We start from the raw sequence: 15,474 nt of genomic DNA, 5'->3' as shown, positions 1-15,474 counted from the left end.
AACTGTTCCTAGTCTGCTGCTATTGTCAGTCTGATCCCGGCCTGCTCAAGATCGGCCAGAACGGTCGCGCCGGGAGAGGCGTCGGTGATGATCGCGTCGAAATCCGACAGGTTGGCCATGACGTGGAGGGCAGGGCGCCCGAACCGCTGGTGATTGACCAGAAGGCAGGTGCGGGCGGCGGATGCCGTCATGGCGCGCTTGGTGCGCACCACGTTTTCGTCCATGTGATAGACAAGCTGCCCGTTGACGGCGGGCGACGAAATAAAGGCGATGTCTGCACTCAAATGCGACAGCGCCTCTTCCGTCAGGATGCCGAAAAAGGCGTTGAACTTGGCTGAATAGGTTCCGCCGAGCGCAATCAGATTGATCCCGTTCTCGCCCTTCAGCTCGTCGACGATGACGGCATTGTTGGTGATGACCGTCAGCGGGCGCTTTTCCAGCAGCATGCCGCCAAGAACCGCCGCCATGGAGCCGTCATTGACCATCACGGTCATGCCCGGCTCCACCAGTTCCAGCGCTGCGCGGGCCATCTTCTGCTTGGCTTCGCCATCCTGCCGCTCGCGGAAGCGAAAATCGCTCTCGAACTGGGTGCCGGTATCGATGGTGGCGCCGCCGCGCACCTTGCGCAGCACGCCTGAATGTTCCAGCGAATCCAGATCGCGGTGGATCGTCATCTTGGAAACGGCAAACCGATCCGCCAGGTCGTCGAGATCGACGGCCTGATTTTCGATGAGAAGGTTTATGATCGCCTGTCTTCTGTCGTCGCGCTTCACGCTGTTTCCGATCTGTTGGCGGAACATGTATCGCATGAAGTTAGATCACAAAATCACAAAAAAATCCATGATAAAAATGTGATTTTGTTATTTTCCATTCGGCTGTTGAACAAGGGTCCTGGCTGTGCGCTCATCGGTGATGAGGCCGTAGAGACGCCCGCTTTTCAGCACGGCGCGAATGGCTTCGGCTTTGGAAATTCCGCCGGCAAGCCCGATGATTCGGCTCATATCGGCGTTTTCCACTGAGGCGGCGATGGTGCGGGCGGTAAGCGCGGTTTCGAGGCGCTGGCCGTTTGCATCGAAGAAATGCCCGAGCATTTCGCCGACGCCGCCGAGGTGGGCGATCTCCTCGACTTCGCTCAATTCTATCATGCCGGATGTGACGAGCTGCGCCTGCGCATCCACCGTGCCAATGCCGACGATCTTCAGTTCGGCGCGGCAACCCATGTCGAAAACCGTGGTGACGCCGCGCTGGGCGAGCAGCACTTCACGGTCTTCCGCCGTGTTGGCGAAAAAGGGGACCGGCATCACATAAGCGGGCATGCCGGTCTTTTCCGCGATGCGGTGCATCACATCATGCGGATTGGCGGCGAAATTGCGTGTCAGGCCACCGAGCAGCGAAACGAAACGCACATTGCTGGCCGCGACGCGCGGCATATAGCTGACGGCTGCGGACAGGGTACGGCCATGGCCAATACCGATGACTTCATGATCGCCATGCTCGATCTCGCGGCGCAGAAAATCCGCGCCCGCATGGCCGAGGACCATCAGGGGCAGGCCTTCCTCGCCAATGTCCGGTGCGACCTCGCAATAGTCGAGGCCATACATGTCGGCGAGGCGATTTTCGAGGTCGATGCATTCGGTAATGTCGCCATCGATGCTCACCTTCACCGCGCCGTCGGCGACGGCCTTGGCAATCAGGCGATGCGCCTTCACCGATGGCAGGCCGAGCCGCTTGGCAACGGCTGACTGGGTCATGCCGCCCACGAAGTGAAGCCAGGCGGCGCGCAGCGCCAGTGAATCGTCAGCATCTGCCATTGAAAGCGGTCCGGTTCCTTAAATTGTCTATATCTTCAAGTCCTTAGCGCCGGTGTCAATGTGGGGAGCCCAGAAAGCCACACTTTCCGCAATCTGCGGGATGACTTCACGGTCGTTCGGCTCGCGTTCCTTGAAGGAAAGCTCAAGGCAGATTTCATTATCCGCCGCGCCGCCTTCGGCAAAGGCTTTCAGGAGCGGTTCCGGCTGGATGCGGCCCTTGGCATTGAACGCGGCGGTGAACGGGCGATGTCCGCCCTTATCCATCAGGCTCTGCTTGATATGGATGATCGGCGAGACTTTCGGCACGGCCCGCGCCCAGGCATAAGGGTCGTAGTCGTCCGGGTTGGACGAGGTGACGTCGCCATGGTCGATGTCGGCCATCATCCACATGGGGATCGCCATGTCGGCGGCGGTGAGACGGTCCTGAAGCTTCATGCATTCGGCAATCGTCTCGCCAAATTCGCGCCCGATGCTCATCGGCTCCCAGAACACATAGTCGAGACCGGCACGGCTCGCATGGTCGGCGACCTCCGCCCAGCAGTCGATGGCGATCTTGATCAGGTCTTCGCGGCGCGCCGGGTTGTCGAAATCCTTGTAGGTGAAGATCGCAAACTGCGTGCCGACCGACTTGCCGCCGAGATCGCCGATAATGTCGGCAAAGGTCTTGAACCAGTCCACATAATAGCGGCGCACGTCCGCATCCGGATGGCCGAAATGGTTGAGGCGGCCATAGGGTCCGGTCATGCCCGAAGTGACGCGAACGCCGGTGCGCTGCAAGGCCTTGTCCATGTCGCGGGTGAGGCGGCGGATGGTCGAGGCCTGCCAGCTCGGATTGATGAATTCATGCGTAAGCTGGAGGTCGCGCAGGCGCAGGTCGCGGGCAACCGTTTCGATCAGGTCGTCCGGCTCGGCAAAGCGGTTGACCAGCGGATTGGTGTTGAGCGAAAGCGTAAGGGCCATGTCGTCCTCAAGCAACTAGATTGGCGTTGTCGAACCATTCCACGAAAGCGGCGCGTTCGGCTTCGGTCAGGTGCAGGTAATGCTTGGTGCGGCGATAGAGAATGTCTTCCGCCGTCTTCGCCCATTCCTTGGCCACCAGATAGCGCACTTCGGCCTCATGGAAGTTGCCGCCGAAATGACGGCCAAGCCCTTCAAGGTTCTGCGCGCCTGCAACAACGTCCTTTGTGCGTGCGCCATAGAGACGGCCATAATGATGGACAAGCGTGCGCGGCATCCACGGATAGGTGTCGCGTAAGGTATTGGCGAAGGTTTCATAATCGGCATTGGCGATTTCGCCGCCCGGAAGGGGCACATCGTGGGTCCAGTCGCCGCCCATCTTCGGGAAGATATGCTTGAGGCGATGCATCCCGCGCTCCGCCAGCTCGCGGAACGTGGTGATCTTGCCGCCAAAGACGTTCAGCAGCGGCGCGTCGTTGGTTTCGTCGAGGTCGAAGACATAATCGCGGGTGACGGCGGAAGGATTGCCCTTGCCGTCATCGAACAGCGGGCGCACGCCGGAGAAGGAATGCAGCACATCCTCGCGGCGCAGCTTTTCCTTGAAATAGCGGTTCACGGCGGTCAGCAGATATTCGATTTCCTTCTCATCGGCTGCCACGTCTTCCGCGCGTCCTTCATAGGCAATGTCGGTGGTGCCGATCAGCGCCTTGTCGCCCTCATAAGGGTTGATGAAGATCACGCGCTTGTCGTGGTTCTGGACGAGATAGGCATTCGCGCCCGACCAGAATTTCGGAACGATGATGTGGCTGCCTTTGACGAGGCGCACATTGCGCGACGAGTTGGAACCGGCGACATTGTGGATGACGTCCGTGACCCAGGGGCCGGCGCAATTGACGATGCAGCGGGCGCGGAACGTGCGGGTCTCGCCGGTATCGCGGTTCTTCGTTTCCACGATCCAGCCGCCTTTTTCGCGACGGGCGGAGACGACAGGCGTGCGGGTGAGGATGGTCGCGCCCTTTTCGGCGGCGCCCACCGCATTGAGCGCTACAAGACGGGCATCATCTACCCAGCAGTCGGAATATTCGAAACCCTTGGTGTACTGGTCGAGGATCGGCGTGCCTTCCGGGTCGCGGCGCAGGTCGAGCGTGCGCGTGCCGGGCAGTTTCTTGCGGCCGCCGAGATGGTCGTAGAGGAACAGGCCGAGCCGCACCAACCAGGCCGGACGGTCCTGCGGGCTGTGCGGCAGCACAAAGCGCATCGGCCAGATGATGTGCGGAGCGGCATTGAGCAGCACTTCGCGCTCGATCAGCGCCTCGCGCACAAGGCGAAACTCGTAATATTCGAGGTAGCGCAGACCGCCATGCACCAGCTTGCCGGATCGCGACGATGTGCCTTGCGCCAGATCGTCCTTTTCGGCCAGCACGACCTTGAGGCCGCGCCCGGCAGCGTCGCGTGCCACGCCCGCGCCGTTGATGCCGCCGCCGATTACAAACAGGTCGCAGGTTTCCGGTTCAGCCATTTCAATGTTTCCTTATTTGCCGGAAGCGAGCTTGTCCCAGACCGGCGTCAGAGCCAGCCGCGCTTCCCGATAGGCAACGAAAAGTTCTTCATACTGATGCGCGCGCGCCGCATCCGGCGCTTCGCTCGCGCCGAGCAGAGGCTCCACCCATTCGGCAATGCAGTCATCCATGCTCGGATAGGCGCCGATGGCCACAGCGGCCATCATGGCGGCTCCTGCCGCGCCCGCTTCCTCGCGGGAAGAAACGCGCACCGGCGCATTGACCGCCGCCGAAAGCGTGCTGCGCAGCGCCTTCGAGCGCGCCGCGCCGCCGGTGATGCGCAGTTCGGAAGGCATTTCGCCCATGGCGGCGTAGCAATCGCGGGTCGCCATGCCGAGGCCTTCCACGACCGAACGCACCAGCTCCGGGAAACGGTCGCGGCTGGAAAGGCCGATGAAACCGGCCCGCGCATCGGCATTCACGAAGGGGCCGCGCTCGCCTGCTTCCGAAATATATGGATGGTAGAGGATCGCACCGGGACGGCTGGCGTTGAACCAGTCGTCGAGGCGGGGAATGAGATCGCCAAGCGAAACCGGCTTTTCCGGCGTCGACATAAGGTCGGCTGCAACCTGCAATATCCAGTCGATATTGATGGTCGCGCCCATATTGGTCTGCACCTGCGTGACGATGCCGGGAATGGGCAGCGCGATGACGTAGCCGGTGCCTTCCTTGTTCAGATGAATATCGGCGACCGGCTTGGCGCGCATATGCACGCCGGTCGAACCGATGGTCGAGCATCCGGCGCCTGCCGTGCCGCCGCGCACGCCAGCGCCAAGGGCCGTCATCGCCATGTCCACATAGGCAAGGCTCACCGGCGTTCCGGCGCGCAAACCGGTCGCAGCAGCCGCTTCGGGGGAAAGCGGATGCTGGACCTCTGTGCCGTCGATAATCTCGGGCAGCAGATTGCGGCGTTTCTGCAAGCCCAGCGCTTCGATGACCACATCGTCATACCGACGATCGCGGAAATTGCCGAAGGTGAAACTTGCTTCTGACGGATCGGTGGCGCGAACGCCGGTCAGGTTGAGATAGAGCCAGTCCTTGCAGTGAAGGGCTGCTTCCGCATTGTTCAGAAGCTCTGGCGCGGTAGCGTCCATATGCGCCATCTGCGAGCCCTGCTGGCAGGTGTTCAGTCCCGTGCCGGTCGCTTCAAAGCGCGCGCGGTTCATCGGGCCTGCGGCAAGCCGTTTCACTGTGGATGCGGCGCGGGCATCGAGCCACAGCCAGGCGTCGCCAACCGGCTGGTTGCCGCGCCCGACCAGCCAGGTGCCGTCGCCCTGCCCGGTGACGGCAATCGCCGCGGTGCGTTCGGCAAGGTCCGGCAGCTTGGCGCCAAGGTCGCGCAATGCGCGCGCGCAGTCCTGCCAGGTCTGGGAAAGCGACTGGGTAACCGCGCCATGATCGCCGGTATCATATCTGTTGCGGACCGCCGCAGAATCGATCTGCCGCCCGCTGAGGTCGAAAGCGACCGCCTTGAGTACGGACGTGCCCGCGTCGATCCCGATGATGATGTCACCTGTCTTACGCATGGCGGATATGTGCCTTCATTGACATTTGGATTCCTCCCGCGACTGAAAATACATCGCTCGCGGCCCCGTTTATAATGAAATCGGGCAATGGCGTAAGCTGGAGATAACATAACGCTACCACCTTGTCTGTAAAATTTTCGAGAGTGCGCATTTTTTTTCACTAAACAGTGAATGCGGAGAAAGTCCCTAGGCTGCCGCTTGCGATTTTCTTCCGGATTTTCCGCCGTTCTTCCGCTTCTTTTGCGCGGTGAAGACGAGTTAATATATTGAATATAAATCATAATAATTGAAGCGAGGGTTTTGGCTTCACTCAGATTTGTCGTGAGTGGCCGGGCAGGGAATGCCGCGTCAGGCAACGGATTATGTAGTGGATTTCGCTGGATCGTGATCGCGATTCAGCGCGAAATTATGCTAATTCACCGGCGTTTGGAAAACATCGGATTGACAGCTTTCGAGCTTTATAACATCATTATTGGAGTTAATAACACGCCGCTATCATAAGTTCCGATCGCGGCGCATCTGTTTCCAGGATGCACGGAGGAGCGGCCCTGGAATTCACGCGGAGGATATCATGCTCTCGTCTGTCGCATCTTGCACCGCTCCGGCGGAGGCTTTCGTCTACCCGGCGAGCGCGGAAGCGATGATCGGGGATGATCTCCGGGCGGTCTGATTTCAGCCGCATCTTCTGTTTCAATCACGACAATCCGGCAGAATTGCTGAAGGCGTTTGATAATGAGTGCACAAACCAGTCAAGTTTCACAAAAAACCGCCAAGCTGAGCCGCGCCATCGTCTGGAGCGTGATCGCTGCGGTGGTGGTTGTCGGTGCGATTGCTTTCGACACGAAGGTCGTGAAGATCGGGTCTGAATCCGATGTGCGCCAGCAGGCTTTCTCTCCCGATGCCTATGGCGCTTCCGAATTCCCCAAGGTGAAGGCCAGCGTCGAGCAGCGCGCCGTCGATGCCGTCGAAGTGGGAACGGCTCTCGCTGCCGATAAGGCCGCTGCCGGAAAGAAATATGGCGTTGGCGACGTCAACCCGGTTATTCCGGTCAAGTTCGCCGGCACGGTCGAAGAGCGCAAGTCCAACTACAATGTCGTGAAGGTCGACGGCCTGCCGGAAGGCGTGGTTATCCGCGTCCAGACCGGCCCGGCGGTCAACGGCACGGACCTGCGCGACGCCACCGGCGAGATCCAGTTCGGACAGTTCAAGAACCAGATCGAATATCAGAATGCCGGTTCGGCCCTGAACAACGAGATGAAGAAGCAGGTGCTTTCGGGCGTCGATGTCGAGAACCTCACGGGCAAGACCGTTTCCGTTGTCGGCGTGTTCAAGGTCGTCAATCCGAAGAACTGGCTCGTCACGCCGGTGGGGCTCGAAGTGAAATGAGCGCCGCTCCCAAAATTGAAGGTAAAAACGGCGATGTCGTTCTTGCCGCACATAACGTCGCCAAGTCCTACGGTCGCATTCATGCGCTGAAAGGCGTGAATTTCGAAATCCGCCGTGGCCAGGTCACGACGCTTTTCGGCGAAAACGGAGCCGGTAAATCGACGCTGATGAAAGTGCTGTCCGGTGTCATCCAGCCGACTTCCGGCACGATCATCCTTGACGGCGAGCCGGTGACGTTCAACTCGTCCACCGACGCGCGCGACCACGGCATTTCGATCATCCATCAGGAACTGAGCCTCGCGCCCAACATGAATGTGCGCGACAACATCTTCATGGGACGCGAAATCCGCACCGCCACCGGCGTCGATTTCGCGGAAGAAGAGCGGCTGACGCGTGAACTTCTGAAGGAACTGGAAGAAGATATCGATCCGCTGACGCCGGTCGAGGAACTGCGCCTCGGCCAGCAGCAGGTGGTGGAAATCGCCCGCGCGCTTTCGGTCAACTCGCGCATTCTCATCATGGATGAGCCGACTTCGGCGCTCAGCGCCTCGGAAGTCGAGGTTCTGTTCAAGGTGATCCGTGACCTGACGGCGCGCGGCGTCGCCATCGTCTATATTTCGCACCATCTGGAAGAAGCGCTGCAGATCACCAATCATGCGGTTGTGCTGCGCGACGGAACCATGACGGCCTATGCGCCGCGTGAGGAAATCGATCTGGAATGGATCGTGCGCAACATGGTCGGCGAGAATTTCGATCTCGGCTCGCCGCCCGAAGGCTATGAATGGGGCGATGTGGCGCTCTCCGTCGAAAACCTGACCGTTCCCGATCCGGGCGGCGCAGGCTTTTCGCTGGTCGACCGCATGTCGCTCAATGTTCGCGCCGGTGAAATCGTCTGCATTTACGGTCTCATGGGTGCCGGTCGCACGGAGCTTCTGGAAACCGTGGCCGGTCGTCTCAAGGCGAGCAGCGGGCGCGTTCTCCTGAAAGGGCAGGACGTTTCCGGCCTCACCATCGCGCAGCGTATCGAAAAGGGTCTTGTGCTGGTGCCAGAAGATCGCCAGCGCGACGGTCTCGTGCAGACGATGACGGTGGGCAAGAACCTGTCGCTCGCCAGCATTGCGGAAATGACCAAGGGTCTTTTCACATCGCGCAAGCGCGAGAAGCAGATCGTCGATCAGTCGATCAGGAATGTGCACATCAAGACCGATGGCGGCGAAGCGGCAATCGGCTCGCTTTCCGGCGGCAACCAGCAGAAGGTCGTGATCGGCAAGATGCTGGCGACCGAGCCGGAAGTCATCCTGCTTGATGAGCCGAGCCGCGGCATCGACATCGGCGCGAAGGCGGAAGTGTTCAAGCTTCTGGCCGAAAAGGCGAAGCAGGGTCTGGCCGTGGTCTATACGACTTCGGAAGTCGGCGAATGCCTCAGCATCGCGCACCGTATCATCGTCATGCACCGTGGGCGCATCTCCGCCGAATTCGGATCGGACGTGTCCAAGGAGAAGATCATGGCCGCCTCGGGCGAAGCCATGGTCGGTCACTAAAGCATTTCCAGCAAAAACGCGAAGCGGTTTTGCGTTGGATAATGCGTAAGAACAACAAAGCATTTCCGGCAAAAACGCGAAGCGGTTTTGCGTCGGATAAAGCGTAAAAACAAATAGATAGAGCGGTTCCAGCGCCCCCCTTTTACTGGAAACGCTCTAGAATAGTTATGGAGCACTGATAGAATGTCAGTCACAAGCACCAACAAGGAAACAGCGGCTCCGAACGGCGCGAAGCGGAAGCCCAGCCTCGTGCATCTTCTGCTCGAAGGTCGCGCGTTTTTTTCGCTGATTGCGATCATTGCAGTTTTCTCGTTCCTTTCGCCGAATTATTTCACGGTCGACAACTTCCTCACCATGTCGTCGCACGTGGCGATATTCGGCCTGCTTGCCATTGGCATGCTGCTTGTCATTCTCAATGGCGGCATCGACCTTTCGGTCGGTTCCACGCTGGGGCTGGCCGGTGTCGTCGCCGGTTTCCTGATGCAGGGCGTTACCTTGCAGCAATTCGGCGTCATCCTCTATTTCCCGGTCTGGGCGGTGGTTATCATCACCTGTGCGCTTGGCGCGTTCGTCGGCGCGGTCAATGGCGTGCTGATCGCCTATCTGCGCGTTCCGGCCTTCGTCGCGACACTTGGCGTTCTCTATTGCGCCCGCGGCGTAGCGCTTCTGATGACCAATGGCCTGACCTACAATAATCTCGGCGGACGCCCGGAGCTTGGCAATACCGGCTTCGACTGGCTCGGCTTCAACAAGCTGTTCGGCGTGCAGATCGGTGTTCTGGTTCTGGTCGTTCTCGCCATCATCTGCGCCATCGTTCTCAACCGCACTGCATTCGGCCGCTGGCTCTATGCATCGGGCGGCAATGAACGCGCGGCTGAACTGTCCGGCGTTCCGGTCAAGCGCGTGAAGGTGTCGGTCTATGTCATTTCCGGCATCTGCGCTGCTATCGCGGGTCTGATCCTTGCGTCGCAGCTCACCTCCGCTGGCCCGACGGCAGGCACCACCTACGAACTGACGGCAATCGCTGCCGTGGTTATCGGTGGCGCTGCGCTCACTGGGGGGCGCGGTACTATCCAGGGCACACTTCTCGGCGCTTTCGTGATCGGTTTCCTTTCCGACGGCCTCGTGATCATCGGCGTGTCCTCCTACTGGCAGACCGTCTTTACCGGCGCGGTTATCGTGCTCGCGGTTCTGCTCAACAGCATTCAATATTCCCGGCGATGATCGGTAGCGGCTCTGCCCACCGTTCCGGGCGGGGCCGCAGAATTCCGGGCGTATCGAAAGGTTTCCAGAAAGGCGCAAGATCTCGAAAACGGCTTGATGGAAATAAGTACCGCCGGGGAACCGGCACAACGCAAACGAAAAATGTTAAGGGAGTGAGACCATGTTCAAGAAGGGAATGCGCGTTCTGTTCGCCGCGGCGGCAGCGTTGCCTCTCATCGCCAGCACGGCCTGGGCCGAAGGATTGATGACGATCATCGTCAACGATCCATCCAACCCGTACTGGTTCACCGAAGGTGAAATCGCCAAGAAGACCGCCGAAGGTCTCGGCTACAAGGCTGTTGTCGGTGGCCATAAGGGCGACACCAACACCGAAAGCAACCTGATCGACACGGCTATCACCAACAAGTCGGTTGCCATCATTCTCGATCCGGCCAATGCGGACGGCTCGGTCGGCGCGGTCAAGCGCGCAATCGCTGCCAATATTCCGGTTTTCCTCGTCAATGCGGAAATCAACCAGGAAGGTCTGGCCAAGGCGCAGCTCGTTTCCAACAACGCGCAGGGCGCAGCCATCGGTGCCACCCAGTGGGTCGAAAGCGTTGGCGAAAAGGGCAAATATGTCGAACTGTTCGGCGCGCCTTCCGACAACAATGCCGCAACGCGCTCGAACGGCTATGAAACCGTTCTGTCGCAGTATCCCGATCTGGTAAAGGCCGGCAAGGACGTCGCCAACTGGGACCGTACCCAGGGTCACGACAAGATGCAGGCCCTGCTTCAGGCAAATCCGGACATTATCGGCGTTATCTCCGGTAACGACGAAATGGCTCTGGGCGCAATTGCCGCTCTGAAGAAGGCGGGCAAGCTGGACCAGGTCAAGGTTGGCGGTTTCGACGGTTCGCCGGATGCGGTTGCAGCCATCAAGGCCGGTGAATTGCAGTACACCGTTCTGCAGCCGGTTGCCGTGTTCTCGGAAGCTGCCGTCAAGCAGGCCGACAACTTTATCAAGACCGGCAAGACCGGCGTGGATCACGAAAAGCAGCTCTTCGACTGCATCCTGATCACCAAGGACAATGTCGACAAGTACACCTCGCCGTTCGTTCTCGAACAGTAAGGTTTGAACAAGGCGCATCCCGACAGCCAAAGCGCTTTCGGGGTGCGCATTTCCAGAAGTCCCTCTCCGCAGACAAGTCCCATGCAATCACTCGCTGGATTTTGGGGCTGAAGACCGCGCAATATGAAGCCTATCAGGCGATTCCGAAGCTTTCGGAACGCGCAAGCAAGGGCACAAGTGGCAGGCATGGCAGTGAGCAACAAAGCAAGCATTGACAAGCTGATGACGGATCAGGTGCCGAACGACAGTCGGCATGCGCGTCAGCTCGTCCGGCGCCAGCAGATTGCTGAAACTGTAATGGCCGAAGGCTCGATGCGTATCGAGGACCTGACCGAACGGTTCGGCATCAGCCTGATGACGGCGCATCGCGACGTCGATGAACTGGTAAGCCGCGGCCTGTTTCGCAAGTCGCGCGGCATCGTGTCGGCTGCGCCGACCAGCCTGATCGAAGCAAGCGATCTTTATCGCGTGACCCGCCAGTCGGAAGAAAAGAAGCTGATCGCCGAAGCGGCGATGCAGTTCGTCGAACCCGGCCAGGCGATTTTCTTCGACGATTCAACCACCGTCCTCCAGATGGTGCCGCATTTGCAGGACAAGGGTCCGCTGACCGTCATCACCAATTCACTGATCCTGATGAACGAGGTGCGCGACATCAAGGATGTGACGCTGCTCGGTCTCGGCGGTCAGCTCTATAACTGGTGCAATGCCTTTGTCGGCGGCATGACCATCCATGAAATCCGCCGTCTTCGCGCCGATGTGGCCTTCATATCGATTGCCGCGATCACCGATGATCTTCTGTTTCATCAGTCACCGGAAATGGTGGAGACCAAGCGCGCCATGCTGGATTGCGCCGCCAAGCGCATCCTGCTGGCCGACCATACGAAGTTCGAGCGCCGCGCCCTGCACAATTTCGGGGCGCTGACCGATTTTGATGTCGTCATCGTAGATGAGAACACGCCCTTTGCGCATATCGAGCGCATGGAGGCGCAAGGCATCAACGTGGTGGTTGCCCGCGCCGGAACAGGCGGAAAGCAAGAATAGCCCGCGCTTATTTATCAGGAATACGATACATGCCTTCTCTGCTCGGAATCGATAGCGGCCTCACCGTCACCAAAGCCGTATTGTTCGACGTTGACGGAACCACCCTTGCCGTTGCGCGCCGCCGTGTGGCGCAATCGTTCCCGCGCCCGCGCCATGTCGAACGCGACATGGCCGAATTCTGGAATGCGACAGCCGATGCGATTGCGGAAGCCATCGCCAAAAGCGGGCGGCCCGCTTCCGACATTCTGGCCATCGCCACCACCGCGCATGGCGACGGCATCTATATGCTGGACAAGGACCGCCAGCCGCTCGGCGCGGGCATCCTCTCGCTCGATAGCCGCGCCGTCGATGTGGCGGAGCGCTGGGTCAACAGCCCCGTCGCCGACCGCGCCATCACTATCACCGGCCAGTTGCCCCATGCGTCGGCACCATCGGCCATTCTGGCATGGGTGAAGGAAAACGAACCGGAACGCTATCACCGCATCGCCCATGTGATCGCCTGCAAGGACTGGCTACGCTTTTGTCTCACGGGTGACGTGGGCACGGATCGCACCGAAGCCTCCACCTCGTTCACCGATGTGAACACGCAGGAATATTCGAAGGAAGCGCTCGCTCTGTTCGGGCTTGAGGCGCTTTGGGATGCGCTGCCGCCCATGTCGCGTTCCGATGAGATTGTCGGCAAGGTCTCGGCTGAATGCGCGAAGCGCACCGGCCTTGTCGCCGGTACGCCGGTTGTCGGCGGGCTGCATGACGTGACGGCCTCCGCACTCGGCGTCGGCGGGCTTGGCATCGGAACCGTTGCCGTGGTTGCGGGGACTTATTCGATCAACGAAACGCTGTCGTCCGAACCGCGCGTCGATAAAAGCTGGTTCTGCCGCAACGGCATTGCGCCGGGCGAATGGAACAACATGTCGATCTCGCCTGCATCGACCGCTAATTACGACTGGTTCCTCGACAAGCTTTGCCCGACAGAACGGCGCGAGGCAGAGGAAACGGGACGCTCTATCCACGACATGTTGCGCCCGGAAATCGATGCGGCATTGGCCAAGCCTTCGACGGCGATGTTCCATCCTTATCTGTTCGGCTCGCCCTATGGGGCGATGGCGAGCGGCGCATTCTTCGGTCTGCGCGGCTGGCAGGATCGGGGCGACATGCTGCTTGCAGTCTGGGAAGGCATTGCCTTCAACCACCGCATCCATGTCGACCACCTGAAGAACGGTTTCGAGATTTCTGCCGCGCGGCTTACCGGTGGCGTGTCGCGCAGCCCGGCTTTCGCGCAGATGTTCGCCAATGTGCTGGGCATGCCCGTGACCGTGACGGATACGGACGAAGCGGCAGCTTGGGGCGCCGCCCTTTGTGCTGGCAAGGGTGCCGGTGTTTTTGCCGATGTCTACAGCGACCCGCGCGACCTCGGTGCCATAGGCCGCACCTATCAGCCGGATGCGGAGCGGAGCGCGCTTTATGAAAAGCGCTATCAGCTGTTCAAGGAAATCGCATCGGCGCTCGGACCGATCTGGCCGAAGATTGAAGCCCTCACAGATTGAAATAAACGGCGTGTCCGCGCCCAGAGAGACAGTGACATGAATGATTTCGTAAGTCTGGCCCAGATGAAGAACCGCATCGGACAGCTTGAGGCCGAAGGCGTGGATGTGCTCATTCTCGGCGCGGGCGTCAATGGCGCGGGGCTTTATCGCGATCTTTGCGAGCAGGGTGTGAACTGCCTGATCGTGGACAAGGCGGATTTCGGTTCGGGCACGAGCGCCGCCCCGTCGCGGCTTATCCATGGCGGACTGAAATATCTGGAAACCGGCGAGTTCGGCCTTGTGGCCCAATCCACGCTGGAGCGCAATCTGCTGCTGAAGAACGCGCCGCACAATGTCGAGCCGCTGCCGACCTTCATTCCGGTTTTCTCGTGGACCAAGGGCATCACGGCGGCGCTGCGCACCCTGTTCGGCTCGACGACCGCGCCGCGCAGCCGTGGCGCCGTGCTGATCAAGATCGGTCTGGCGCTCTACGACTATTTCGGCGCGCGCGAACGCGTCATGCCGCGTCACCGTTTTCTGCTCAAGGAAACGGCGACGAAGGAAATGCCCTATATCACGCCTGCGATCGTGGCAGGCGGCATCTATCACGACGCGAAGGTCAGCCAGCCGGAACGTCTGGTCTATGAATTGGTGAGCGACGGGTTGCGCGCCAATCCGAAAAGCGCCGCCGCCAATTTCACCACGCTCATCTCCGCCGAAAACGGCGTGGTCGGCTTCGAGGGGCCGGACGGTACGAAATTCGCCGTCAGGCCGAAACTGGTCATCAATGCCGCCGGGCCATGGATCGACCGGGTCAATGCCGCGCTTGGCAAGCCGACCAAGATGATCGGCGGCACCAAGGGGTCGCATATTCTCATCGACCACCCCGAACTGGTGAAGAGCCTGAACGGGCGGATGATCTATTTCGAGGCGGATGACGGGCGCATCTGCCTTGTCTACGACTATCATGGCCTGGCGCTGGTGGGTTCCACCGACATTCCGTCTGATGATCCGGACAATGTGCGCTGCGACGATCCTGAAACCGACTATTTCATCGACAGCCTGCGTTCGCTGCTGCCCAAGCTCAAATTCGACCGCAGCCAGATCGTCTATACCTATAGCGGCATCCGCCCGCTTCCGGCGTCCACCGCGTCCGAACCGGGGCTGATCAGCCGCGATCATTCCGCTCCGGTGATCGAGCCGGATAGCGACCGCCCGTTTCCAATCATTGCGCTGGTCGGCGGCAAGTGGACAACGTTCCGGGGCTTTGCCGAGGAAGTGGCCGACAAGGTGCTGACCCGGTTTGGCAAGACGCGGCAGGTGTCCACGCGCAACCTCGCTATCGGCGGCGGCAGGGACTATCCGTCCGATGATCGCGCCCGCAAGGCCTGGGTGACGAAATATGCCACCGAAACACGGCTGCCTGCGGCGCGGGTCGAGACCCTGTTGAAGCGCTATGGCACAACGGCCTTGCCGATCCTCCGCGAGGAAGCGGGCGCATCGGTGACGATGTTGCCGGAAACCGAAACGATCAGCGCGACGGAAATCGCATGGATCGCCCGCAACGAGCTTGTCGTGCATTTGGCGGACGTTGTTTTACGGCGCACCACGCTTGCCATCGACGGGGCGCTGACGACCGGCAATCTTGCTGCAATTGCTGACATTCTGGCGCGGGAACTGGGCTGGGATGTTGCGCGCAAGGCGCAGGAAATCGAGGCGGTCAACGTCGAGCTTGAAAAGCGGCATAACGTTATTTTGCAGGCGCACCCCGCCAAAAGGCGCTGATCTCGCCGCAAAC

The 15,474-nt window shown here is 60.1% G+C and carries 12 protein-coding genes and 1 pseudogene; 7 read left to right on the top strand and 6 right to left on the bottom strand.

Features of this window, described 5'->3' with window-relative positions:
• Positions 1-8 precede the first annotated feature (8 nt).
• From AC0TOF_RS11035 to AC0TOF_RS11010, 6 genes and pseudogenes are all read right to left on the bottom strand, one after another.
• Positions 9-773 carry a DeoR/GlpR family DNA-binding transcription regulator gene (locus AC0TOF_RS11035; protein ID WP_122001165.1) on the bottom strand — a complete coding sequence of 255 codons (765 nt, stop codon included), beginning with the start codon at positions 771-773 and terminating at the stop codon, positions 9-11.
• Between the two features lie 87 nt (positions 774-860).
• The gene (locus tag AC0TOF_RS11030; protein WP_473768261.1) at positions 861-1,811 is read right to left on the bottom strand and encodes a sugar-binding transcriptional regulator; all 951 of its coding nucleotides are present in this window, start codon (positions 1,809-1,811) and stop codon (positions 861-863) included.
• Between the two features lie 27 nt (positions 1,812-1,838).
• Positions 1,839-2,771 carry a TIM barrel protein gene (locus tag AC0TOF_RS11025; protein WP_473768260.1) on the bottom strand — a complete coding sequence of 311 codons (933 nt, stop codon included), beginning with the start codon at positions 2,769-2,771 and terminating at the stop codon, positions 1,839-1,841.
• Between the two features lie 7 nt (positions 2,772-2,778).
• Positions 2,779-4,287 carry a glycerol-3-phosphate dehydrogenase gene (locus tag AC0TOF_RS11020; protein WP_473768259.1) on the bottom strand — a complete coding sequence of 503 codons (1,509 nt, stop codon included), beginning with the start codon at positions 4,285-4,287 and terminating at the stop codon, positions 2,779-2,781.
• 12 nt (positions 4,288-4,299) lie between these two features.
• Positions 4,300-5,853 (bottom strand): FGGY family carbohydrate kinase, encoded by a 1,554-nt coding sequence (locus AC0TOF_RS11015; protein ID WP_473768258.1) that lies wholly within the window; start codon positions 5,851-5,853, stop codon positions 4,300-4,302.
• A 641-nt stretch (positions 5,854-6,494) separates the two neighbouring features.
• A pseudogene (locus AC0TOF_RS11010) lies at positions 6,495-6,606 on the bottom strand (ATP-binding protein); the annotation flags it as partial.
• On the opposite strand from AC0TOF_RS11010, the gene AC0TOF_RS11005 reads away from it, so the two are divergent.
• The 7 genes from AC0TOF_RS11005 to AC0TOF_RS10975 all read left to right on the top strand — a co-directional run bounded on the left by AC0TOF_RS11005 (position 6,586) and on the right by AC0TOF_RS10975 (position 15,461).
• Positions 6,586-7,239: a DUF2291 domain-containing protein gene (locus AC0TOF_RS11005; RefSeq protein WP_473768257.1), complete on the top strand. Its 654-nt coding sequence runs from the start codon at positions 6,586-6,588 to the stop codon at positions 7,237-7,239. The pseudogene AC0TOF_RS11010 and the gene AC0TOF_RS11005 overlap by 21 nt on opposite strands.
• Positions 7,236-8,780, top strand: coding sequence for a sugar ABC transporter ATP-binding protein (locus tag AC0TOF_RS11000; RefSeq protein WP_122001159.1), 1,545 nt, complete (start codon positions 7,236-7,238; stop codon positions 8,778-8,780). Before AC0TOF_RS11005 ends, AC0TOF_RS11000 begins: the two co-directional genes overlap by 4 nt.
• Before the next feature lie 183 nt (positions 8,781-8,963).
• Positions 8,964-10,004 (top strand): ABC transporter permease, encoded by a 1,041-nt coding sequence (locus AC0TOF_RS10995; protein ID WP_473768256.1) that lies wholly within the window; start codon positions 8,964-8,966, stop codon positions 10,002-10,004.
• 160 nt (positions 10,005-10,164) lie between these two features.
• Positions 10,165-11,112 carry a D-ribose ABC transporter substrate-binding protein gene (locus AC0TOF_RS10990; protein WP_122001157.1) on the top strand — a complete coding sequence of 316 codons (948 nt, stop codon included), beginning with the start codon at positions 10,165-10,167 and terminating at the stop codon, positions 11,110-11,112.
• A gap of 186 nt (positions 11,113-11,298) precedes the next feature.
• Entirely contained in the window at positions 11,299-12,153 is an 855-nt protein-coding gene (locus AC0TOF_RS10985; RefSeq protein WP_122001156.1) for a DeoR/GlpR family DNA-binding transcription regulator, read from the top strand.
• Between the two features lie 29 nt (positions 12,154-12,182).
• Entirely contained in the window at positions 12,183-13,697 is a 1,515-nt protein-coding gene (locus tag AC0TOF_RS10980; RefSeq protein ID WP_473768255.1) for an FGGY-family carbohydrate kinase, read from the top strand.
• 36 nt (positions 13,698-13,733) lie between these two features.
• Complete coding sequence (locus tag AC0TOF_RS10975) at positions 13,734-15,461, top strand: glycerol-3-phosphate dehydrogenase/oxidase (protein WP_473768254.1); 1,728 nt, start codon at positions 13,734-13,736, stop codon at positions 15,459-15,461.
• Positions 15,462-15,474: the final 13 nt, after the last annotated feature.

It is taken from the genome of Ochrobactrum sp. PL_is501 (genome assembly GCF_055816895.1).
The sequence above is the reverse complement of the archived record's forward strand: the minus strand, read 5'-3'. Positions and strand labels throughout refer to the sequence as shown.

Coding starts and splice junctions, on each gene's coding strand:
- AC0TOF_RS11000 (WP_122001159.1), top strand. CDS start 7,236: ATGAGCGCCGCTCCCAAAATTGAAGGTAAAAACGGCGATGTCGTTCTT.
- AC0TOF_RS10975 (WP_473768254.1), top strand. CDS start 13,734: ATGAATGATTTCGTAAGTCTGGCCCAGATGAAGAACCGCATCGGACAG.
- AC0TOF_RS10995 (WP_473768256.1), top strand. CDS start 8,964: ATGTCAGTCACAAGCACCAACAAGGAAACAGCGGCTCCGAACGGCGCG.
- AC0TOF_RS11005 (WP_473768257.1), top strand. CDS start 6,586: ATGAGTGCACAAACCAGTCAAGTTTCACAAAAAACCGCCAAGCTGAGC.
- AC0TOF_RS10985 (WP_122001156.1), top strand. CDS start 11,299: ATGGCAGTGAGCAACAAAGCAAGCATTGACAAGCTGATGACGGATCAG.
- AC0TOF_RS10980 (WP_473768255.1), top strand. CDS start 12,183: ATGCCTTCTCTGCTCGGAATCGATAGCGGCCTCACCGTCACCAAAGCC.
- AC0TOF_RS11025 (WP_473768260.1), bottom strand. CDS start 2,771: ATGGCCCTTACGCTTTCGCTCAACACCAATCCGCTGGTCAACCGCTTT.
- AC0TOF_RS10990 (WP_122001157.1), top strand. CDS start 10,165: ATGTTCAAGAAGGGAATGCGCGTTCTGTTCGCCGCGGCGGCAGCGTTG.
- AC0TOF_RS11020 (WP_473768259.1), bottom strand. CDS start 4,287: ATGGCTGAACCGGAAACCTGCGACCTGTTTGTAATCGGCGGCGGCATC.
- AC0TOF_RS11015 (WP_473768258.1), bottom strand. CDS start 5,853: ATGCGTAAGACAGGTGACATCATCATCGGGATCGACGCGGGCACGTCC.
- AC0TOF_RS11030 (WP_473768261.1), bottom strand. CDS start 1,811: ATGGCAGATGCTGACGATTCACTGGCGCTGCGCGCCGCCTGGCTTCAC.